Source organism: Rummeliibacillus sp. G93 (genome assembly GCF_023515935.1).
In the GTDB taxonomy this organism is placed as follows: Bacteria; Bacillota; Bacilli; order Bacillales_A; family Planococcaceae; genus Rummeliibacillus; species Rummeliibacillus stabekisii.
Map to the genome: position 1 here is coordinate 97,790 of NZ_CP097314.1, position 20,565 is coordinate 118,354.

23 protein-coding genes are annotated in these 20,565 nt (G+C 37.0%); 17 read left to right on the plus strand and 6 right to left on the minus strand.

The window, feature by feature from the left end:
* Positions 1 to 52: 52 nt before the first annotated feature.
* Positions 53 to 952, minus strand: coding sequence for an EamA family transporter (locus M2M59_RS00505; RefSeq protein WP_249775151.1), 900 nt, complete (start codon positions 950 to 952; stop codon positions 53 to 55).
* Between the two features lie 121 nt (positions 953 to 1,073).
* On the opposite strand from M2M59_RS00505, the gene M2M59_RS00510 reads away from it, so the two are divergent.
* Positions 1,074 to 1,766 (plus strand): Crp/Fnr family transcriptional regulator, encoded by a 693-nt coding sequence (locus M2M59_RS00510; protein WP_147198160.1) that lies wholly within the window; start codon positions 1,074 to 1,076, stop codon positions 1,764 to 1,766.
* A gap of 55 nt (positions 1,767 to 1,821) precedes the next feature.
* Here M2M59_RS00510 and M2M59_RS00515 read toward each other — a convergent pair whose 3' ends face one another.
* A complete protein-coding gene (locus M2M59_RS00515) occupies positions 1,822 to 2,379 on the minus strand; it encodes a GNAT family N-acetyltransferase (protein ID WP_147198162.1) in 558 nt (185 codons plus the stop codon).
* A gap of 183 nt (positions 2,380 to 2,562) precedes the next feature.
* Here M2M59_RS00515 and M2M59_RS00520 point away from each other — a divergent pair, with 183 nt between their 5' ends.
* Entirely contained in the window at positions 2,563 to 3,522 is a 960-nt protein-coding gene (locus tag M2M59_RS00520; protein ID WP_249775152.1) for a carbohydrate kinase family protein, read from the plus strand.
* Positions 3,519 to 3,947: a protein-tyrosine phosphatase family protein gene (locus M2M59_RS00525; RefSeq protein ID WP_249775153.1), complete on the plus strand. Its 429-nt coding sequence runs from the start codon at positions 3,519 to 3,521 to the stop codon at positions 3,945 to 3,947. The genes M2M59_RS00520 and M2M59_RS00525 overlap by 4 nt, the downstream gene beginning before the upstream one ends.
* 65 nt (positions 3,948 to 4,012) lie before the next feature.
* Here M2M59_RS00525 and M2M59_RS00530 read toward each other — a convergent pair whose 3' ends face one another.
* Positions 4,013 to 4,774 (minus strand): DUF421 domain-containing protein, encoded by a 762-nt coding sequence (locus M2M59_RS00530; RefSeq protein ID WP_249775154.1) that lies wholly within the window; start codon positions 4,772 to 4,774, stop codon positions 4,013 to 4,015.
* 206 nt (positions 4,775 to 4,980) lie between these two features.
* Here M2M59_RS00530 and M2M59_RS00535 point away from each other — a divergent pair, with 206 nt between their 5' ends.
* The 7 genes from M2M59_RS00535 (at position 4,981) to M2M59_RS00565 (ending at position 11,976) form a co-directional block, all read left to right on the plus strand.
* A complete protein-coding gene (locus tag M2M59_RS00535; RefSeq protein ID WP_249775155.1) occupies positions 4,981 to 6,189 on the plus strand; it encodes an MFS transporter in 1,209 nt (402 codons plus the stop codon).
* 173 nt (positions 6,190 to 6,362) lie between these two features.
* Positions 6,363 to 7,007 carry an SIMPL domain-containing protein gene (locus tag M2M59_RS00540; RefSeq protein ID WP_249775156.1) on the plus strand — a complete coding sequence of 215 codons (645 nt, stop codon included), beginning with the start codon at positions 6,363 to 6,365 and terminating at the stop codon, positions 7,005 to 7,007.
* 112 nt (positions 7,008 to 7,119) lie between these two features.
* Positions 7,120 to 8,400 (plus strand): M48 family metallopeptidase, encoded by a 1,281-nt coding sequence (locus M2M59_RS00545; protein ID WP_150285644.1) that lies wholly within the window; start codon positions 7,120 to 7,122, stop codon positions 8,398 to 8,400.
* 122 nt (positions 8,401 to 8,522) lie between these two features.
* Positions 8,523 to 9,143, plus strand: coding sequence for an NAD(P)-dependent oxidoreductase (locus M2M59_RS00550; protein ID WP_249775157.1), 621 nt, complete (start codon positions 8,523 to 8,525; stop codon positions 9,141 to 9,143).
* Positions 9,144 to 9,166: 23 nt separating this feature from the next.
* Positions 9,167 to 9,901, plus strand: a complete 735-nt coding sequence (locus tag M2M59_RS00555) for a hypothetical protein (RefSeq protein ID WP_249775158.1) — start codon at positions 9,167 to 9,169, stop codon at positions 9,899 to 9,901.
* A complete protein-coding gene (locus M2M59_RS00560; protein ID WP_249775159.1) occupies positions 9,901 to 10,596 on the plus strand; it encodes a hypothetical protein in 696 nt (231 codons plus the stop codon). Before M2M59_RS00555 ends, M2M59_RS00560 begins: the two co-directional genes overlap by 1 nt.
* A 93-nt stretch (positions 10,597 to 10,689) precedes the next feature.
* Complete coding sequence (locus M2M59_RS00565) at positions 10,690 to 11,976, plus strand: hypothetical protein (RefSeq protein WP_249775160.1); 1,287 nt, start codon at positions 10,690 to 10,692, stop codon at positions 11,974 to 11,976.
* Between the two features lie 26 nt (positions 11,977 to 12,002).
* On the opposite strand, the gene M2M59_RS00570 is transcribed toward M2M59_RS00565, so the two are convergent.
* Positions 12,003 to 13,199, minus strand: a complete 1,197-nt coding sequence (locus tag M2M59_RS00570) for an alanyl-tRNA editing protein (protein ID WP_249775161.1) — start codon at positions 13,197 to 13,199, stop codon at positions 12,003 to 12,005.
* An 80-nt stretch (positions 13,200 to 13,279) separates the two neighbouring features.
* On the opposite strand from M2M59_RS00570, the gene M2M59_RS00575 reads away from it, so the two are divergent.
* The 3 genes from M2M59_RS00575 (at position 13,280) to M2M59_RS00585 (ending at position 15,138) form a co-directional block, all read left to right on the plus strand.
* Positions 13,280 to 13,570, plus strand: coding sequence for a DUF6509 family protein (locus M2M59_RS00575; RefSeq protein ID WP_184117619.1), 291 nt, complete (start codon positions 13,280 to 13,282; stop codon positions 13,568 to 13,570).
* Between the two features lie 269 nt (positions 13,571 to 13,839).
* Positions 13,840 to 14,487: a FusB/FusC family EF-G-binding protein gene (locus M2M59_RS00580; protein ID WP_147198184.1), complete on the plus strand. Its 648-nt coding sequence runs from the start codon at positions 13,840 to 13,842 to the stop codon at positions 14,485 to 14,487.
* Between the two features lie 36 nt (positions 14,488 to 14,523).
* The gene (locus M2M59_RS00585; protein ID WP_249775162.1) at positions 14,524 to 15,138 is read left to right on the plus strand and encodes a PH domain-containing protein; all 615 of its coding nucleotides are present in this window, start codon (positions 14,524 to 14,526) and stop codon (positions 15,136 to 15,138) included.
* 188 nt (positions 15,139 to 15,326) lie between these two features.
* Here the strand turns inward: M2M59_RS00585 and M2M59_RS00590 are convergent, their stop codons facing one another.
* Positions 15,327 to 15,809: a SepA family multidrug efflux transporter gene (locus M2M59_RS00590; protein ID WP_066791376.1), complete on the minus strand. Its 483-nt coding sequence runs from the start codon at positions 15,807 to 15,809 to the stop codon at positions 15,327 to 15,329.
* 413 nt (positions 15,810 to 16,222) lie between these two features.
* On the opposite strand from M2M59_RS00590, the gene M2M59_RS00595 reads away from it, so the two are divergent.
* Entirely contained in the window at positions 16,223 to 16,492 is a 270-nt protein-coding gene (locus M2M59_RS00595; protein WP_249775163.1) for a hypothetical protein, read from the plus strand.
* 93 nt (positions 16,493 to 16,585) lie between these two features.
* Positions 16,586 to 17,164 carry a biotin transporter BioY gene (locus tag M2M59_RS00600; RefSeq protein WP_147198190.1) on the plus strand — a complete coding sequence of 193 codons (579 nt, stop codon included), beginning with the start codon at positions 16,586 to 16,588 and terminating at the stop codon, positions 17,162 to 17,164.
* Positions 17,165 to 17,205: 41 nt separating this feature from the next.
* Here the strand turns inward: M2M59_RS00600 and M2M59_RS00605 are convergent, their stop codons facing one another.
* Positions 17,206 to 18,405: a class I SAM-dependent rRNA methyltransferase gene (locus tag M2M59_RS00605; protein WP_249775164.1), complete on the minus strand. Its 1,200-nt coding sequence runs from the start codon at positions 18,403 to 18,405 to the stop codon at positions 17,206 to 17,208.
* A gap of 371 nt (positions 18,406 to 18,776) precedes the next feature.
* Between M2M59_RS00605 and M2M59_RS00610 the strand changes: the two genes are divergently transcribed.
* Both M2M59_RS00610 and M2M59_RS00615 read left to right on the plus strand, forming a co-directional pair.
* Positions 18,777 to 19,532 (plus strand): C40 family peptidase, encoded by a 756-nt coding sequence (locus M2M59_RS00610; RefSeq protein WP_184117618.1) that lies wholly within the window; start codon positions 18,777 to 18,779, stop codon positions 19,530 to 19,532.
* A gap of 148 nt (positions 19,533 to 19,680) precedes the next feature.
* The gene (locus M2M59_RS00615) at positions 19,681 to 20,547 is read left to right on the plus strand and encodes an SDR family oxidoreductase (RefSeq protein WP_066791383.1); all 867 of its coding nucleotides are present in this window, start codon (positions 19,681 to 19,683) and stop codon (positions 20,545 to 20,547) included.
* Positions 20,548 to 20,565: the final 18 nt, after the last annotated feature.

Genomic DNA, 20,565 nt, shown 5'->3' on the forward strand with positions numbered 1-20,565 from the left:
CTTCCATTTGCATTGTAGCAAATCGACTAAGGGAGTTTCAAAGTATGCATAGCTATTTAGTTTGTAGTCGCGCCTTTTTTTGTAAAAGGGTTGGAATCATCATGCCTGCGAGTACTAATAAAATGCCGCCGACTTGTAAGATAGAAAGCTTTTCATGGATGACTATTACAGAGGCAAGAATTGCTACGGGCAATTCCATCGCACTCAAAATAGAAGCTAAACCACCACCAACTTTTGGCACTGCTATAGTGAAGAGTAAGATTGGCAGAATAATACCAAAGAAACCTAGCAATAAACCAAAGATAAATAATTCACTACCGAAAAGTTTGCCATTTACGAGAACTTCTGGTGCTTGGAAAAGAAGAACAATAATCATAGCAAACAATGACATGATAGTCATACGGCCAATAGTGGAAATTCCTTCAACTGGGCGAGAGTTGAACTGCATAAAGCAAGCAAAGCTAAATGCAGCTGCAAAGCCAAACGCCCAACCACGCCAATCAAGGCCGCTTAAGTCTACATCTAAAATGCCAGCTGCCAAAATGGTACCGATCACTAAAAATACGAGTGAGAATAATTCAATACGTGATGGGCGTCTTCGATGGATAATACAATCTAAAAATAAACCAATCCACGTGAATTGGAACAACATAACGACCGCTAAAGAAGCAGGTAAATAATGAACGGCTTTTCCGTAAACTATACCTGTAGTGCCTGTCAGTAAGCCAGAAATCATTATAATTAAGAAACCCTTGCCTGTAATCTTTGGCAATGTACGCTGAGTAGCGACAAAAAGAATGAGGGCAAGCAAAAAGCCGACAACATATTGGCTAGTTACAGCTTCAGACGTCTCAAAACCGTGTTGCATCGCAACTTTAATCATGGTTGATAAAATGCCGTAGCAGCTGGAGCCAACAACAATCATTAATGGAAATATTAAATTTTTGTTCATTTTCGACACTCCTGTATATATTCAAACCTATATAGTATAAGACATTAACTGTTTTTGCTTATAATATCTTATCAAAACAGCTTATAATGAAATAGGACATATGTCTATAAAGGAGGCTTTTATGAAAGTAATACATGATTCCTGTAAGCTTCATGAAAAGATACATCAATATAAGCTTCAAGAAATCTTTCCTACTTTTTCTAGCAAGCCCTTTGCCCTTTACCATTATGCTGCTGGCGAAGTATTGCTTCATGAGGGAGAAGAAATGACAATGCTTCTTTATTTAGTAGAGGGAAAGATTAAAACCACATCGAGCGTAGGTACAGGAAAGTCATTGCTTTTGCGCTTTAGCCAGCCACTGTCGATTATTGGAGATTTAGAATTGGTACGTCATGTACCCGTACAATCCCAAATCACATCTGTCACCGAGTGTTTATGTATCGCCCTGCCTTTTGATTATATTAACCAGCATGAAAAAAATAATCCTTTATTTTTACAGCATCTCATCAAACATCTTAGCTATAAGCTTCAAACCTGCACGACTGCGGCACGAGTCAATTTGCTGGCTTCTGTAGAGAATCGTTTTGCAAGCTATTTATTAAGCATTACTACACCTGATAATGAATTTGGCGTGGAACTACAAACCCAAAATATAGGTGAAATTGCCGATTTATTAGGTACGACCAGACGCCATTTGGATAGAGTTATCCATAAGTTAAGCGAGCAGGGGATCATCGAGAGAGGAAATAAATTCTTTCGAATATTATCGCATGATGCGCTAGAGGATTTATCGCAAGGCATACGTTATGAATAAGTAATGTTGAAATATAGAAAAACCGGCGAAGCGTAGGTTTCGCCGGTCGTATGCATTAAACTTTTTTAACCATGTGATCAAATTCTTCTCCAATGATTATCCAAGGTTCTGCATATACATAGCCCATTTTTTCATACAGTTTTCGTGCGCGTTCTTTTTCTTTTTCAACACTTAGAGAAAGTTTACTGTAGCCTTTTTCTTTGGCTAGGGTATCCACGTATTCTAAAAGTGCTGTACCAATGCCTTTTCCTCTAAATTTTGGCGAAGTACAAATGGTGTCAATGTAAAACTCATCAGGCCTTGCCTCTACCTCAATAGTCTGGATTTCAGCTCCCTTATCAGCTAGCCACTTTTCGAGGTTATGATCTAGCTCCTGTGCTTGATCACCTCCATAGACCACCATCATCCCCGCAACATTCCCATCAATCTCTGCAACATATGTATTTAGATAGGAATGGCGGTTGTCTTTACGTTTAAATAAAGCCTGCAATTCATTTAAAACAGTTTGAGGTTCTGTTTCTCCGGTTAGCCTATTGGCAATATCACCTATAGCATCTACAATAAGTGGTGCAATATAAGGTGCGTCTGCAATTTGTGCATGTCGTATATTCATTCTATCCCTCCTCTATTTAGTATACCAAAAATGACTAAACTTAATTTTAATAATTCTGTACCTTTAGGATACAATTATGTTGAAAAAAGAATGAGATTTTACCTAATTTTTTTCGTCAAATGCTTTTGTAGTATAAGTCTTCATGGTAGGATAGAAGGAAGATATGTGTGAAGGGGTTTCGAAATGATTGATTCAAAAAAAGAATTAATCCTCGTCTATGGGGATGCATTCGTTGATTTTATAGCAAACGATACGACAAATACATCTTTTACAAAGTATTTAGGCGGTGCAACTGTCAATGTAGCGGCAGGCATAAGCCGAATTGGAGCACCAGCAGCATTAATTACCGTTACAGGCGATGATGAGACATCTCAGTTTGTACGCCAAGAACTAGATCTAGAAGGCGTAATTATGAATTATGCAAAAGTTATTCCAGAAAAACGAGTAAGTGGTGTGCATGTTCATTTAACAGAAGAACATGAACGCATTTTTACAAATTATATAGATGATACACCGGATCTACAAGTCGAGGTACAGCATTTACGTGAGGAAGCATTTGAACGTGCCTCTATATTCAATCTTTGCTCGAATACAATGTTCCACCCTATAGCCCTTGAAACTACGAAGGCTGCTGTGGCATTAGCAAAGAAACATCGTGCACTTGTTGCAATGGACGCGAATATACGTCCACTTCGCTGGGAAAGTCCACAAGTTTGTCAAGAAACGATCTCCGCCTTTTTACAGGAAGCTGATTTATTAAAGCTAGCAGAAGAAGAACTGTTCTTTTTAACTCAAACAAAAACACTTCATGAGGGTGTTGAGGCGCTTAAAGAATATGAAATTCCATTAGTGATGGTTACCGCAGGAGAAAATGGCGCTTATGTAGTATTTGAAGGTGAAATAAAACACGTCCCATCGATTTCTGTTGAATGTGTAGATACGACTGGTGCAGGTGATGCCTTTATGGCGGGAATTCTCAGACAAGTCCATGTATATGGAATGCCTAAAAGTATAGAAGAAGCTTACCAGTTTGTATACTTTGCGAACCAGTTAGGCGCATACGCAGCTACAAAGCCAGGCGCTATTACTGCATTACCTCATTATGAAGAAATCAAAGAATTACTTGATGAGGATTCTAAATGAAAAAAGAATATAACGAATTAATCGAAAATCAACTCTTTTTTGGTGGAGCAAGGGATGTAGAGGATGCTATTACTAATGAAGGCATTGATCTAGTAGTAGATTTGCGGCAAGAGGAAACCAAAGAAGAGGGTTATACACGAATCCATACACCGATCTCAGATGAACCAAATGAATTAAAGCTATCTATTAGGAATGCAGTAGATGAAGTATTGAACGCTTATCATGATGGTAAAAAGGTTTATTTTCATTGTGGAAGCGGCAGTGGAAAAGCTGGAACAGTTGCATCAGCTGTCCTACTTGAATTAAATAAAGTGAAGACGATCGACGAAGCAATGCAAAAGACGAAAGAAATCCGTCATCAGGTCGTCATCCAGCCATCACGTCAAAAAGCCTTGCAAGAAATGTTTAATGAGTCAAAAGAGTAGCACATTGTGCTACTCTTTTATATTTCCTGGGAAATTTCTTTATTTCTTATACATTCGCCATTATTCTACCCAGTCTTGTCGTTTTTTTGGGCTTTGTCGGGTGTTCGTGTACAAATATATAACGAGCCATTTGGCTGTAGCTGTGCGTAAAATACTTCATTTAAATCAGTTATATTCTTTTTCTTTAGTTTCTTCCTTAGACTTTCTTCGGTTAAATTCAGCTCTTCCATTGTAGTCCATACTATTTTTCCATCTACTACAACCTCAGTTGGTATATGTTCAGGAATAGAGACGTCTGCATTTACATCTTGTTTTGTAGCGGATTGTTCTGCTGGTTTTTTAAGGATACTCAGCTGCCCATTGGTTTCTAGGATTGCATAATGAACATCTTGGATAGAATAAACCGATTGTTCCCTGAGCATCATCATTAAATCACTCATATGAAGCTTCACGGACTTTAAGGCTTGCACTGAGATTTCGCCGTTCTTAATAATTACGGTTGGACTGCCGTCTATTATATTTCGCCACTTTGGAGATTTCATGGCAATGTAACTAGCGAGTAATGTAAGTACTGACCACCACACAAGCGAGACTAGACCATCTGGAAAGGATGTTTCTTTCTGAGCCGCTATTTCTGCTGCAGTAGAGCCGATGGTAATACCGGTTATATAATGGAAAAACGTCAGTTGGCTAAGCTGTTTTTTCCCAAGCAATCTTGCTAATATGAGCAAAACGACAAAAGAAATAGTCGTTCGAAATAGCATTTCCCATAAATTTGTTTCCCAAAATTTTGATTCCAAGAAATTAGAATCCCAGAAATTCTCCATATATAGTCACTCCTCTATTCATTCGCGCTTAGTATGAACGTAAAAAAATAGGTTATTCTCTTAATAGAAAGAAAAATGGAATTAAATAATTGCTATAATAAGGTGTAACTTCACTCGTACTCAATTGTTGAAAAGGGCAATACTGTTCTTTTAAGTGAAATTAAAAGTGATAAATAAAATGAAGATAGAAAGAAGTGAATAAGTATATGGCTACAACAATGGCGAAATCCGCTTTAGGGAATCCTATCTATCCTATTATGGTTGTGATTGGGATTTGCCATTTGTTTAATGATACATTGCAGGCAGTCATTCCTGCTATGTTCCCTGTATTAGAAAAGGAGATTGGACTGACCTTTACACAATTAGGGTTCATTACTTTTGTATTGAATATGGTTTCCTCTGTTTTACAGCCTGTAGTAGGCTTTTTCAGTGATAAAAAACCGAAGCCGTATGCATTGCCTTTAGGTATGGGATGCACAATGCTTGGTTTAGCAGGAATTGCGTTTTCACCGAATTATTGGATGATTCTGCTCTCTGTTATTTTCTTAGGTTTAGGCTCCGCCGTCTTCCATCCAGAAGGATCACGCGTTAGCTTCATGGCTGCTGGTTTTAAAAGAGGCCTTTCTCAATCGATTTATCAGGTGGGCGGCAATACTGGACAAGCGCTTGCACCATTAATTAGCGCTTTTGTGCTTGTACCTTTTGGACAAATAGGGGCTGCTTGGTTTCTAATCATTGCTGCTATCGGCATTTTTCTTCTTTCCCGTATTTCTATATGGTATAAAGAGCAGCTTGAGAAAGAACAAAGCCAAAAGAAGAAAAAAACAATCATATCAAATCTGCCTGTATTGACTAAAAAGCAAATTGGTATTGCACTAGGTTTGCTGATGGCAGTCATTTTTGTTCGCTCTTTTTATGTTACAAACATGACTAACTTTTATGTCTTTTATTTGATGGACCGTTATCATCTTACCATTCAAAAAGGCCAGTTATTTATTTTCATTTTCTTAGCAGTAGGGGCAATCGGCACATTTTTCGGAGGACCAATGGCAGACAAGATGGGTCGAAAAAAAGTCATTCTACTGTCCTTCCTTGTTCCAATACCACTTGCGCTTTTACTTCCATATATACCTTTATGGCTAGTCGTGGTTTTTCTTTCATTGATCGGCTTCTTCATTATGCTGAGCTTTTCAGTGACCGTCTTGTATGCACAAGAATTAGTGCCAACCAAAGTGGGGACGATGTCAGGCTTAACAGTCGGGCTTGCATTTGGTATGGGAGCAATCGGCTCAGTTGTTATTGGTATAATGATGGACCATTATGGCGTCTTTGATACGATGATATTTATCTCTATATTGCCTGTTTTAGCACTTGTGGCTTTCTGGTTGCCATCAGACCACAAAATGGCTGAATAGTACGGAGAAGGATTATATAACTATAAAGGTAACTTATCGATACATCGAAGGATAAGTTGCCTTTTTGGCCTTTCAAATTTAATTGAAATATCTAGACATGCAGTGACAAGTTAGCGAAGAAAAAAGCATAAGATGAATTATAATCGGATAAACATGATGAAAGGTGGAATCCCTTGTATTATCAAAATATGTATCATATGCCTACTTCACCACGCTTGATTACAGTAACTGGGTTTGGCGAGGTAGCAGCAGCGCCTAATTATGTGAAACTGCAGGTGGAAGTGATTACAAAAGCGCAGGAAGCAAGAAAAGCCCAAAGAGAAAATGCGGTGCTGATGAATCAAGTGATTCAATCATTGCTGTCTTTAGGTATCCAGCAAGAAGATATGCAAACAGCTTCTTATCGTATCTCTCCCAATTATGATTTTATTGATGGAAATCAGCTATTTAGAGGCTTTGAGGTATCCAATGCGTTATCTGTAAATGTAAGAGAGATGGAAAAAGTAGCGCTTGTCATTGATACTGCAGTAAAAAATGGAGCAAATAGTGTTTCTGGCATTGTGTTTAAACTAGATGATGCAGAGAAATACAATCATCAAGCCCTACAACTGGCTCTTCTGAATGCTCGGCGAAAGGCAAAAGCCATTGCGGCGACGATGAATGTACATATATCTTCTGAACCTATAGAAATAGAAGAAATACAAGCGTTTGAGCAGCCTCTATATAGTAGAGCAACCTTAGCTAATGAGACAAACACACCGATAGAAGCAGGCCTTATTTCTGTTAGTGCAGCTTTGAAAGTCACATTTCATTATTAATATCAGTGGAGGCCAATTCTAGATGAATTACTCCAATTATATACAAGATTTTATATGATCATCTCCCGCCTAGCGCGGGGAAATTAACCAAGGTGAGATTGGCGGCGATTAAATGAGGAAGAAATTTTTGTTTTTCACCCTTTTGTTTTATGGCATATATGCAGCTTGTATGTATGTTTATATTTTTCACATGGGCACTGGCCAAATTCCCGCAAGTTTAAAGGGTTCAGTAGCGGATCCCGCAGTATTTATGTCGAAGCATGAACTTTTACTAAGCGAAGAGTACTCAAAGATTCGAAATTACCTCTTCTTTGTCGTAACACCATTTGAGTGGATTATCTATTTATTTATTTTGATTGCAGGGTTATCTCGTCTATTCGAAAAGTGGGCTATTTCCAAGGCAAAATCAACTGTTTTTCGAACAGCTATTTATGTATTCTGGCTAAATTTCATTTCGTATGTGCTCCTTCTGCCTATCCGATATTATAGCTATCATCTAAGCATGGAATACGGCATTAGCAATCAAAAATTGTTTTCATGGCTTAAAGAAGGTTGGATTGATTTTGGGGTCAACTATATTATGTCTGCGATTGTGATGGCAACCATTTATTGGCTCATGCAAAAAAGCTTAAAAAACTGGTGGCTGTATACATGGCTGCTCTCTATTCCTTTCACCATTTTCGTTATGTTCGTTCAGCCGGTTGTCATTGATCCGCTATACAATGATTTTTACCCGCTACAAAATAAAGAGTTAGAAACCAAAATATTAACATTAGCCGAAAAAGCAAATATTCCAGCAGACCATGTGTATGAAGTGAATATGGCAGAAAAAACAAATGCGATGAATGCGTATGTGACAGGTATAGGCAATAACTCTCGAATTGTTTTATGGGATACGACATTAAATAATTTAACGGACCGTGAGATTCTCTTCATTATGGCGCATGAAATGGGACATTATGTGGAGAAGCATATCTACTATGGTGTAGCAGGCTATATTCTTTTGATGCTGATTGGGCTCTTTTTAACTGCCAAAATAATGAACTGGTCAGTTAGACATTACGGCTCTGTTTTACGAGTGAAAAAAGTTAGCAATATCAGCTCTATGCCTCTGTTTTTATTGATTACATCCTTCTTGTTATTTGTTTCGAGTCCAGTATCGAATATTGTATCGAGGTATCAAGAAGAAAGAGCAGACCAATATGCGATTGCCTTAACGGGTGACCATGAAGCAGCTGTATCATCATTCCAGAAACTGACGAAAGCAGGCTTAAGTGAAGTAAATCCGCCTCGTTTAATCAAGTGGTTCCGTTATACGCATCCGCCTATGCTTGAACGAATTTATACTGTATACGACAAAAGCCAAAATTCAAATGAAGGAAATAATAAATAATCCATTGAATAAGCTGCAAATTGAGCAAAAGCTTCATGCTCGTTTGCAGCTTATTTTTGGAAGAATTTATAAAATAATCATGTTAGAATAGTGGGAGAATAGAGGAAGGAGAATTACCCAATATGAAATTAGCTGTTTTTGGAGCTACCGGCCGAGTGGGCAGTGAAGTAATAAGTCTTGCAATAAAAGATGGACATGAAGTCATTGCTCTTGTTCGCGAACCGGAGAATATAAAAGAAACAAAGGGTCTAACTGTTATAAAAGGAAATGTATTTGAAAAAGAAGATATAGAAAAAGTTTTTACACATAAAATTGATGGAGTTATCAGTGCTCTTGGGACAGACCGTACGACTACCCTTACAGCAGGAATAGCCAATATCATATTGGCGATGGAAAAGGCGGCTGTAAAAAGGATTGTTACCATCGGGACAGCGGGCATTTTAGATAGCCGGGTAGTGCCTGGACAGTATCGCTTTCAATCAGGCGAGTCAAGACAAAAAGCCACTTTTGCAGCAGAAGAACATCTAAAGGTATACCAAATGTTAAAAGAGACCTCTCTTGCTTGGACAATCGCTTGCCCCACGTATTTACCAGACGGCATTGCAGAAGGGCATTACCGAGTAGAAAAAAATGTATTACCGATAGATGGTATGAAGATATCTGTGGGGGATACAGCCCAATTTGCATATGAAGAATGTTTGAACGAACATTTTATTCAAGCTCGGGTAGGACTTGCTTATTAAATGTATAGAAACGGGGGGATTGGATGTTAACTGATGATATAGCACATCGAGGGGAAGTAAAAGAACTATTTACTATAAAAGTAGAATCGCATATCCGTGCTTTCTTTCACCTTATTTTAATTGAGTTGGTATTTATATGTTTAACAATAGGTAATGGAACGATTGCGGATAGCGATTCAGTAGGCAATCTAAATATCACATTTATTTTTTCTATGCCAGTTATTGCTTATGTCTTCAGCCTGTTTTGGATTTTTGCTATTTCTTTAAAGATGCCTAGTAAAGAAGGAATAAATACATCAGCGAAAGGTTTTAGTGTTCGTGCTCATTTATTGGCTGACTTTTTATTGCTGTTGGTGATCAGCCTGACAATCGGTCTTACCATGCTGTTGTCCAATTATCTAGAGATCATGCTAGTAGATTTACTTAAACAAGATTCTATTGTTATGGGCTATACCATTTGGAACGCGCCGTCAGTATTTCTTGCTAATTTTCTTACTATGTCAATTGTAACCTTTTCCGTAGGGTGCTTGGGTTACGCTCTACATGCACTCTATCATGCATCTCTCCCGTTATTCATTCTTTTGGTGGCTATAGTTCTTTTACCAATCAATTATTATATAGATTCACTTTATGGATTTCTTAGAAACGGCATTTTTTCACAGGAAGCATTCTTATTTAATCTACCCTTTTTAGGCTTATCACTTCTTTGTATAGGGCTTGTTTATTTGATGAGAAATAAGCAGGAGGTGAAAGGATAATGGGGCTAATTGTCGCGTGTATCTTTATACTAATGGGAATTCTGCTTATTACTTTGATGCGTAGGCTAATTAATATTGAAAGCATTCGGAAGATTAAACTGATTATAGCTATATATGCTATTTTATTGCTGGTTGCTACAATTTATGTTGGTGTGTTTAAGCCAGATGTAGTGCCAATGACTAAACAAGAAAAAAATACAATTGTGAAAGAGAATACTGATTTTCTAGAGCGTGCAGAGAATGGACAATTGAAAGGTAAAGAAGAACCTTTTTTTGTAAAGACATTCACAACTGATGTGCCCAATAATAAACTGTTTATCACATCTAATACAGTTAGTGATATAGGTCAAATCATTATTTATATGAATAAAGTTAATACAGAAAAACGTGTAGTAGAAGGCACAGTCTATCATACAAATGCGTATTATTTATCATTACAATTAAATGAAAGTCAGCCATTTGTAAAAGTGGATGGAAAAACACCAAGCACAATTACGATTCACGGGGCGAGAGAAATAGATAAGAGATTTAGAGTTGCAACAGATACTATGCCACTCTTCCCATTTAATCCACCTTATTTCAAAGGTTACAACAAGAGTTATAGTTTGATTCTTCCAGGGTATACAATAATAGATTTAAAGGTACCTAGAGGAGTAAAAGTAAAAGATTTCAATAAATTAATTGTTCAAAAATGACTGCCAATTGTAAAAGTACATTTTCCGAAAGCCTATGATAGAATAGGTGTAACATTATTGGCTATTATATGGCTTAAAGGAGTTTGATCGGCAATGAGAGAACTAGATGATAGGCCTTTACCGCTCAACATCTCTCAAGAAGAGATCACAACTGAGAGGATCAAGAATTTAAGAAAACAGTATATAGATGATGGATACAAGCGTTGGCCGAACCATTTCTCAGCAAATAAGCGCATGCGCTTGCAAGCACTTACAAAGGAAGAAATTGAATCAGTTGGATTACCAAAAGAGATCTTTTGGAAAATGGTAGAGTTCAATGTCAGTGCTAAAGGTGGCTTAAGCTTTGAGAGAATTGCAGCTATTGGCGAGCGTATAGACTTTTTGGCATCCGAATATTGTACATATAGAGAACGTATTGCAAGAGATTTTTCGGGTGAGGAAGAAATAAAGCAGTTAGAGAAGCTTGAAGATATTTGGAGCAGGGGATTAGAGCGGCTAATTAATGCTTATACAGAAACAGTGGGAGATTTCTTCGAACGAAATGGAGCTGTGGGCGAAAAAGAATATATGCGCCATTCCATCATGGTTATCTACCAGCAGAAAGTGGATCAGTATAAGGAGTTTCTAGAACAAAATCCTGATTATGCTCAGCTGAAAGGCTCGCAGGATGCATGGCTTGAAAGAGATTCCTATTTTATGGGGGATTTGCTGCGTCTTCTTTTCACGGGGGTTAAAATGCAAGCGCAATTGGCTATTTCAGCTAATGGTTACCAAGTAATCGACTTAGCTGCGGCAGGAGCCTTTTATCAATCTGCAAAGAAATGGCTGATTAATCAAAAATCGACTGCTGTCAGTGAAGAGCAATTAGGGGTAGAGCTAGGTTTCTTAGCAATGAAGCTAGTGGTATTGCTTCAAACAGAAGAGATATCTGCATCCTTAAAGGAGAAATTAAAAGGGGTGTATGATTCATTTGTAGATTATAAAATTGAAGATCTCAATAAGCGGCAAGAAGAGGCAAAACACGGCCCTTATTCTATACAATCACATAGCTATAGCAAATTAGATGCAGAGATTATTCATTATTGGCTAAGGCAAATGCGCTCCTCTATTCAACAGGGGAACGTGGAAAAGATTTTTCTAGAAATTATACCGCTTGCATATGAGGAATTCCAAAAGAAAACAGTGGAAAAAAGTGAGCTTGAACGGTACCAGCAGCCAAATGATTGGGATGATTTCTTTTCTGATGCAGAGCATATCACTTATCCAGCAGGTAAGCCGGATGACTTCCATTACAATACTATGATGATAGATTGGAATATATTTATTGAAAAAATCGCCAATCAGCCATCCTTTATGGTGATGAATGACAAAAGACTGTAGAAGATTGTTCTACAGTCTTTTTTGTCTTATTTATTTAAAGCCTCTACCATTTTACTTAGTAACTCATTAGGAGAAAGACCTGTTTTGCCCCCGCCTTGCACAAATGTATCATTGCCTCCGCCATTGCCATCGATTACAGAGAAAACGGCATTGGATACATCCTTCATGCTGACTTGGTCAGTATCTTTTCCCTTTGCTGCAACAAATTGGACCTGCTCTCTATCCTTTGAAACAAATAGTATAGTGGTTGCTGGAGTCAGTTTTACAATGGAACGCGCTAGTTGCTGTAATTCCTGTATGGAACGGTTAACGAATGCTTTTTTGATTATGGAATCTGTAGGGTTTTCCATAGCCAATTCTTTTGCTTCATATGAAAGAAGCTGTTTCTCCGCCTGGGTACACTTTTTCTCTAAAGATTTTTGAGTATCAAGCAACTTTTGTACAGCACCAGCTGTTTCCTTTTCGGGAGCATTGGCCAATTTCGCTGCCTTCGATAACTCCTTTTTTCTCCAACCTAGTTCGTGTACAACGCGCATACCGCAAACAAAATGGACACGGGTCTTATTTTTTTGTTTCTCAATTGATAGAATTTTGATCGCTTGTACACCGCCAGTTGTGATAGGGTGAGTACCACCGCAGCCATTATAATCAAACTCCGGTATGATGACGAGTCGGATTTCACCCGTTACCTGAATTGCTTTACGTAAAGGATATTTAGAAAGCTCTTCTTCTGTGATCCACTTTGTCTCAATTTGGCGATTATCAAGGATTATGTCATTTGCCCTTTTTTCAACGGCTTGGAGCTCTTCTTCCGTTAGTTCTGAGGTATCAAGGTCAATCGTTACAGTCTCCTGTCCAAGATGGAAGCTGACTGTTTGATAATTAAATAACTCTACAAAGGATGCCGTGAGAATGTGTTGACCCGCATGTTGCTGCATATGATCAAATCGGCGTTCCCAATCTAACTTGCCGTGCACTGTTTTTGTATCTTCCGGCAAGAAAGAAAGAACATAATGCCGAATATTTCCATCTACTTTTTCTACATCCACCACTTCTACATCATTTAAATAACCTGTATCATGCGGCTGGCCGCCACCTGTAGGGTAGAAAGCAGTATTGTCTAAGACAATATATTTTCTCCCGTCTTCGGCTATTGCTTGTTTAAGTATACTTGCTTCAAATTCCTTCATCATCACATCTTGATAATAAATTAGCTCTTTCATGATGTACGCGCCCCTTTGCTTTACATATTTTCGATTTCCTATATTATAAAATAATGAAAGCTTTAAAAGGAGCGATATGATTGGACATATTAGCATACACAATGGAAGAAATCGTGGACCCTACACACATTATTGAAGGTGAACGATACGAGTTTTTGCTGGATATAGAGATAGATGAAGAAGACGAACTCTATAGAGAGGGCGGGCTTGAGATACGAGTAATTATCTCCAAAAAAAATGATGAGATTGCCATTGCCAATTACTTCTTAATTGCAAAAGCAGATGCTTCAGTATTAGACTTTGCTTTAGAAGAAGATGAAGAAGCGATGATTTTAGCATTTTGTAAAGAGCGTATTCTTTTAGGAGAATAAGGGATTACATTCACTCTTCATTACACCAGATTAGCACTCAAGGAATTCTGAGTGCTTTTTTTGTTTGCGTTTGATAGCAAATTGTTTTTCCAAAATGTAGATGTTAGTATAGAGATAACTTGATTTTTAGGAGGCATCCAAAATGTCTGCATTCAACTGTAATGCATGCTCTATACTATTCTTTTGCTAAAGAAATGGAGCACTGTTAATGCAATGAATCATTTCTTTAGGTAGCTCATTTAAAAACCTATTTAATGGAGTGATTTCGAATGGAAAAAACAATAAAATCTTTCTTATCAGTAGCAAATTTTCATCTAATTGAGCAGCAACTGAATAAACTATTAAACGCCTATACAACAACAAAAGATAAAAATGTACTTCAAGCTGTAAAAGGACTCGTGGAAAATGAAATTTTCAATGCAATTGATCCATCTGAAGAACAAACAAAGCTAATTGAACCGTTATACACAATTACAGAACGCCAACAAGGCGATTCGTTTTTGCAAAGCCTAAAGCCTTATGTCATTCCTTTTTACCAAATCTCAACAGCAGAGCTAAAAAAACTTTTTAGAAAAGAGAAGAAACTAAAGCTACCAAACCTAGAAGATTTGGACTTTCAGCATATTTGCTATTTGAATTGGGATGATACCCAAACGCATCGCAAATATATTGTTATAGAAGATGAAGGTAATCTGAAAGCTTTAAAAGGGACGATGAGCACCAAAGTAACAAAAGGGGTTTGTTCTATCTGCAACCATCATGGTGAGGTGAGTCTGTTTACTACCAAAACGAAGGGACAGACAGCTGAGACGTTCACTAAATATAGCAATTATATTTGTATAAATGGGGAGCAGTGCAATCACAATATATCGGATCACGCTAAATTGCTTGAATTTTTCACACGCATTTCAGAGTAGTCTATCTAACGGAATAGAGAATAGGAGGGGTTCAAGATGTTCAAAAAATTAGCATCAGATGCATTAGGATTATCAGATATTGGCATGGTGATAGCAAAAGAAGATTTTGATAAAACGGAATCCGATGATTTTGTCTTGCATGAAGCTGGAGAAGTTATCTATTATTTAATCAAAACGAAAGCAGATGAGTACTGCTTCACTAATTATAGTTTGGTCCATGTAGATGGCGATTCAGCAATCAGCAAAAAGCGGCTCTTAAAGAGATATGATTATGAACACTCACATATCTCAAATGTAATGTTAGAAACAGCAGGAACAATAGATTTAGATATAGAGATTAAATTTACTATGAACAACGAGCCATTTTCGATTGATATTCACAAAAAGTTCGATACAGAGATTAAAGATCTTTATAAGGCATTACATGCTATTTCCCAAGAAATGATTCATAATCAAAAAAAATATGAAATAGCAGAAAGTAGCTTATCACTGGCAGCACAGGCAATCGGTAAGATGAACACGCAAGAAGGTACGCCTGCACAGGCCTTTGAACAAATCACACAATTCGCGAATGACTGGATGCTTAAAAGCAAGAAACAATTCGTCAAGAAGGATTATAGCGAAGTCTTTGAAATGTATATTAACAATTAATAAAACAAGCCCTTTTCTTTTGAAAAGGGCTTCTTTTTTGAGAAATAAAAAAAGGGTCAAGGTTTTCACCAAGACCCAAAATTAGGTTTATACTCACACGAAAGTTCAACTCTTCAAAAAAGAACTGAACTTAAAGGATTTTATCATACTATTATATATATATCAAGGTTTATTTGAGGGTGAAGTTGCTAGCTATTTACCTTTTTTTCTTTAGGCGTCTCATGATTAAATACACTCGTCACAAGGTAGATGAGAAGAAAGAGAATTAACGAACCCTTCCATGTAATCTGTACATGTTGAAAGCTAGGTATGATTACCTTTTTAAAAATAGTTAAACTCAACAAGAATTGAATGATTGTGCTCATAGTACTAATAGGAAATGCCAGCTTCAGGTTGCTACCGGCAATGATCATTAGACTTATTAAATCTAGAATAATAACCATCGCAATAATCAAAATTAGTAACCATTCAAAGTAAAAGAAATTTTGATAACCTTTTTCGAATAACTCCATGCTTGCCAAGTTAAACTTAGCCAATATATTAAATAAACCAAAAAACCCAAAGTATGGTAGAGTAATGGCCAATAGTAGCAGTACGGCCATGATGGCAATTAATAGACATAACGCAGGCCAACCAGAGACATGGATTTTAATTTTCTTATTTCTAAACATAAAAATCCTTTCTTTAACTCAATCATTTCTTTTATTACCTATCTCTATTATAAAACAGTAGTACCTACATTGCACATGAACAGTCTAAGGAATAAAAATTGAAAGAATAAATATTAGCAATAGATAGTAATCATTAGATGGAAGTAAAATTGGATAATTTAGAAAGTAACTACATTTAGAAACTTTATATTTTTCAAAGGAAAATTTATTCAAGAGATAGAAATCTAGATATAACCGAAAGTATTTTCGTTACAAAGCACAGCCATTTTATAGAGTAGCGGAAGATGGCGACTCCTGCGGGAATAGCTTGAGCTGAAAGCCCCGCAAGAACGAAGTGATGAGGAGATTGAAGCCAAGCCCGCGGAAAGCGCCATCTGGAGCGGAGCTATAATTGTCAAAAGGAGCTATGACGCATGATAGAAAAATATGAAGTGGAAGTAATACTTGATGTTTACAGAGGCGATCAAGAGGATCTAGAAAATATAGTCGTTGAGATGAAAGCCTATCAAAAAGAATATGAGAATGATTTGGTTACTGTTCTTGAAATAAAAGAGTTACCCATTATCCAAACGGATAAAAGGCAATGTATCATTATTCTTCAGGTTGAAAGGGATACAAATAATTTGGGTCGAATATATGAAAGTGAAGAAGAGAAGTTATTTGGTTTTGATGAGGAAGAATAAAAAATTGTCGAATTCCTAAAAAAATAGTTTTATTTCTCTTGATTTATGTTAACCTATAAATATATTTGGTTAACAAAGGGGAGAAAGAACAAAATGACAACAAATGTTACAAATGTAAAAGGTAGATTTTCGGCACGAGAGATCGCTTATTGTGGCTTATTTGCAACTTTAATGATGATTGGTGCAAACGTGTCTTCCTTCCTCGTAATAGGAGGCGTACCCATCACAATGCAAACCTTCTTTGCTATTTTAGCAGGTTTAGTATTAGGTAGCCGTTTGGGTACTGTTTCTATGCTGGTTTATACGTTGCTAGGTTTAGTAGGGGCACCAGTGTTTGCAAAGTTTAGTGGTGGCTTTTCGGTTATTTTGAGCCCAACGTTTGGATTTATCGTAACATTTATAATGGTTGCTTACATAATAGGAAAGATGGTAGAACATAGCCGGACAAAGACAATGTATTTGGCAGCTGCTTTAGTAGGACTAGTAATCAATTATGTATTTGGTACAACATGGATGTACTATGCCTACAAATTGTGGGCACAAGCCCCAGAAGGATTTACTTATAAAATGGCATGGCTTTGGATGCTGCCGCCGTTGCCAAAGGATATTATCCTTTCCATTTTTGCAGGCCTCTTTGCTTTAAGACTACGCAAAGTCATTAAAATTGATTAATATAAGAAAAAAGCTGCTGTATAAAAAACAGCAGCTTTATATTATTTGCTTAATTTTTTTATAAAGACAACCTTTAAATAATTGAATTCGGGGAATTCACGAGTTGCTCTGAAGTCTTTTGGTAAACCATATTGTTCAACAATCTTGTATTTAGCGTTTGTATCTTTAAATGCTTGGTCGATAAATGTTTTAAACTTTTTCATACCGAAACTTGCATTATTTGTGGATGCCACAATAATACCATTTTTTTCTGTGATTTGGATGGCGTCAGCCAATAATTTGGGATAGTCCTTAGCTGTTGAGAAGGTCATCTTTTTATTACGCGCGAAGCTTGGAGGATCTAGTACTACTAAATCAAACTTTAATTCGTGACGCGCTGCATATTTAAAGTATTGGAAAACATCCATTACCTTCATGTCCTGTGCTTCATAATCAATACCATTTACGCTAAATTGTTCAATCGTTTTTGGTAGGCTACGTTTAGCAAGGTCAACACTTGTTGTTTTCACTGCACCACCTAAAGCAGCCGCCACTGAAAATGCGCCAGTATAAGAGAATGTATTGAGCATATTTGTATCTTGTGCATAATGATCACGTATAGCTTCTCGCACATCTCGTTGATCCAAGAAAATACCCGTCATTGCTCCATCATTCAAGTCCACGGCAAAGTTCATGCCATTTTCTTTAATAATAATAGGGAAATCACCTTCAGTCCCCATCACAAAATCGTCTTGTTCCATGTACTGGCCTTTTGTATCAAATCGTTTTTTCTCGTAAACACCTTTAAAGTCCACTAATTCCTTTAGTGCATTATAGATAGATTCTTTAAATGAATAAATTCCTTCGCTATACCAGCTCGCCATATAGTAGCCATCGTAATAGTCAATCGTTAAGCCACCAATGCCGTCTCCTTCACCATTTACCACGCGGAAAGCTGTTGTATTTGAATCATTATAAAAGTTTTCGCGTAGCGAAAGAGCTTTTTCCAGTCTTTTTTTGAAGAATTCGTCGTCAATCGTTTCGTGTTCTTTTGTTGTGAATACCCAGCCAATCCCTTTATTTTGGTTGCCATAATAGCCTGTTCCGACATAGCGGTTATGCTGATCAACTAGGCGTATTAAATCACCTTCATCTTGTAGTACATCTTTATTTAGGATTGCGTCTTTTAGAATAAGGGGATAGCCCTTTTTTAAATCGTTTACATATTTGGGGTCTACTCGCAATGTTTGTATTGTAGTCATTTCGTCATCCTTCAACATTATTTTATCTCAAGCCAGCGCTATAGTAACAAGTATGAAAATAGCAGCTGCTTTTACAGTATGAGGTTACACCCATTATCTCATGTTATGCACTAAAAGCGAAATTCTTTATAAAATTGGATGTTAAATAACTCGGTACCGTTTATGTCAGCAGCTTTTAAAGTATTAAAAAAATATCAAAAACCTCCCCTTTTGTATTATTTGTAATAAAAAGTAATCACCTTGTAACTGGAATGTAGTTGTTTATCCGTTTGAAATTGCCTAATATGGAGAACGTGAGCTAACAAGAAAACAACATGAACCGTTTAAATAGATCAAATAATAATCAAAAGAACGATGGAGGAATAACATACATGAATAAAAAAGTATTTAAAGTGATTACAGCTGGCACATTAACTTTATCATTAGGCATTGGTGCATTATTCGGAACATCCTCTGATGAAATGGCACAAGCCAAGACTGTTGCAACTAATCACACTTCAGGCATTACAGCTGTTTCAAGTGCTAAAGCTGTTAAAGTTTCTACAACATTTAAAGCAAAAGCTAAACTTAATATGAGAAAAGATACATCTGCAAAAGCAAAAAGAATTATTACATTGAAAAAAGGCGCAGTAGTAAAAGCATCTTATAGAAAAACTGTTAAGAAGAAAAAATGGTACAAAGTAACATACAAAGGCAAAAAAGGCTGGATTGCTGAAACATATATTAAAAAATATACAAAAACTAAAAAGGTATCAAATGCTGTAAAAGGTAATAAACTTATTAGCGTGGGAAGCCAGTATCTTGGTGTTCCGTATGTATGGGGCGGCTCAACACCATCAGGCTTTGATTGCTCAGGTTTTACATCTTATGTATATAAAAAAGCAGGATATGGCAGCTTACCGCATAACACAGGTTCACAACGCGCTGCCACTAAAAAAGTAAGTACCCCAGATGTAGGAGATTTAATCTTCTTTGGTGCAACACCAGGAAGTACAAAGATTACACATGTTGGTATCTATGCAGGCAATAAACGTGTATTGCATGCGGCAGGAAATAAAGTTCAATATCAAAGTGTAGCAAGCGGAAGCTATTGGGCTCCACGCATCATTGGATACGGATCTTTATAAGAAGAAGATAATAATAATACGGCCAAACACTTCTAGTTTAGAAGCGTTTGGCCGTTTTTATATTTATTGAGTGTATATTTTCTTATGTTTATTTTTAAACAGAGATGGCTATGGTTTGAATGTAAAAACGATAAGGAGGAGATATAAAATGAACATTAATGAACAACAAAAAGGCGGACAACCAGGTCAAACACAAGAACATCAACCCGGCGTTGAATCAAAAATGAATCCTCTACCAATTCAACCAATGGATTATGTAGGAAGCGGTAAGTTGAAAGATCGTGTGGCAATTATTACAGGTGGAGATTCAGGAATCGGCCGAGCTGTAGCAGTTGCTTATGCTAAAGAAGGTGCCAATATCGTCATTAATTATTTAGATGAAGATGGTGATGCTGAAGAAACGAAAAAAATGATAGAAGACGAAAATGTAAAATGTCTATTAATCCAAGGTGATATTTCACAAGAGGAAACCTGTAAAAAACTGATCGATGACACATTAAAAGAGTTTAACAAAATTGATATTGTCGTAAGCAATGCAGCTGTTCAATATCCGGTGGACAGCATTACAGATATCACAACAGAACAATGGAAAAAAACATTTGCTGTCAATATGGATCCATTATTCTATTTAAGCAAATTTGCAGTGCCTCATTTAAAAGAAGGAAGCTCTATTATCGCAACCACTTCTATTAATCCTTACAAAGGCAACAAACAATTAATCGACTATACATCAACTAAGGGTGCAATAGTGGGCTTTGTACGAAGCCTTGCACAAAATGTCGTTGGCCAAGGGATCCGTGTAAATATGGTTGCACCAGGACCAATCTGGACTCCTCTTATTCCATCATCCTTTGATGAAAAAGCAGTAGAGCAATTTGGTACTGAATCACTGATGAAGCGTCCAGGTCAACCACGTGAACTTGTAGGTGCATATGTGTTACTTGCATCAGATGATGCTTCCTACATGACTGGCCAGTGCATCCATGTAAATGGCGGAGAAATTATGCATTCTTAAACCTTAATAGAAAAAAGC

Coding starts and splice junctions, on each gene's coding strand:
- M2M59_RS00525 (WP_249775153.1), top strand. CDS start 3,519: ATGAAAAAAGAATATAACGAATTAATCGAAAATCAACTCTTTTTTGGT.
- M2M59_RS00570 (WP_249775161.1), bottom strand. CDS start 13,199: ATGAAAGAGCTAATTTATTATCAAGATGTGATGATGAAGGAATTTGAA.
- M2M59_RS00600 (WP_147198190.1), top strand. CDS start 16,586: ATGACAACAAATGTTACAAATGTAAAAGGTAGATTTTCGGCACGAGAG.
- M2M59_RS00550 (WP_249775157.1), top strand. CDS start 8,523: ATGAAATTAGCTGTTTTTGGAGCTACCGGCCGAGTGGGCAGTGAAGTA.
- M2M59_RS00560 (WP_249775159.1), top strand. CDS start 9,901: ATGGGGCTAATTGTCGCGTGTATCTTTATACTAATGGGAATTCTGCTT.
- M2M59_RS00580 (WP_147198184.1), top strand. CDS start 13,840: ATGGAAAAAACAATAAAATCTTTCTTATCAGTAGCAAATTTTCATCTA.
- M2M59_RS00610 (WP_184117618.1), top strand. CDS start 18,777: ATGAATAAAAAAGTATTTAAAGTGATTACAGCTGGCACATTAACTTTA.
- M2M59_RS00545 (WP_150285644.1), top strand. CDS start 7,120: ATGAGGAAGAAATTTTTGTTTTTCACCCTTTTGTTTTATGGCATATAT.
- M2M59_RS00590 (WP_066791376.1), bottom strand. CDS start 15,809: ATGTTTAGAAATAAGAAAATTAAAATCCATGTCTCTGGTTGGCCTGCG.
- M2M59_RS00515 (WP_147198162.1), bottom strand. CDS start 2,379: ATGAATATACGACATGCACAAATTGCAGACGCACCTTATATTGCACCA.
- M2M59_RS00510 (WP_147198160.1), top strand. CDS start 1,074: ATGAAAGTAATACATGATTCCTGTAAGCTTCATGAAAAGATACATCAA.
- M2M59_RS00565 (WP_249775160.1), top strand. CDS start 10,690: ATGAGAGAACTAGATGATAGGCCTTTACCGCTCAACATCTCTCAAGAA.
- M2M59_RS00530 (WP_249775154.1), bottom strand. CDS start 4,774: ATGGAGAATTTCTGGGATTCTAATTTCTTGGAATCAAAATTTTGGGAA.
- M2M59_RS00615 (WP_066791383.1), top strand. CDS start 19,681: ATGAACATTAATGAACAACAAAAAGGCGGACAACCAGGTCAAACACAA.
- M2M59_RS00505 (WP_249775151.1), bottom strand. CDS start 952: ATGAACAAAAATTTAATATTTCCATTAATGATTGTTGTTGGCTCCAGC.
- M2M59_RS00535 (WP_249775155.1), top strand. CDS start 4,981: ATGGCTACAACAATGGCGAAATCCGCTTTAGGGAATCCTATCTATCCT.
- M2M59_RS00595 (WP_249775163.1), top strand. CDS start 16,223: ATGATAGAAAAATATGAAGTGGAAGTAATACTTGATGTTTACAGAGGC.
- M2M59_RS00555 (WP_249775158.1), top strand. CDS start 9,167: ATGTTAACTGATGATATAGCACATCGAGGGGAAGTAAAAGAACTATTT.
- M2M59_RS00585 (WP_249775162.1), top strand. CDS start 14,524: ATGTTCAAAAAATTAGCATCAGATGCATTAGGATTATCAGATATTGGC.
- M2M59_RS00520 (WP_249775152.1), top strand. CDS start 2,563: ATGATTGATTCAAAAAAAGAATTAATCCTCGTCTATGGGGATGCATTC.
- M2M59_RS00605 (WP_249775164.1), bottom strand. CDS start 18,405: ATGACTACAATACAAACATTGCGAGTAGACCCCAAATATGTAAACGAT.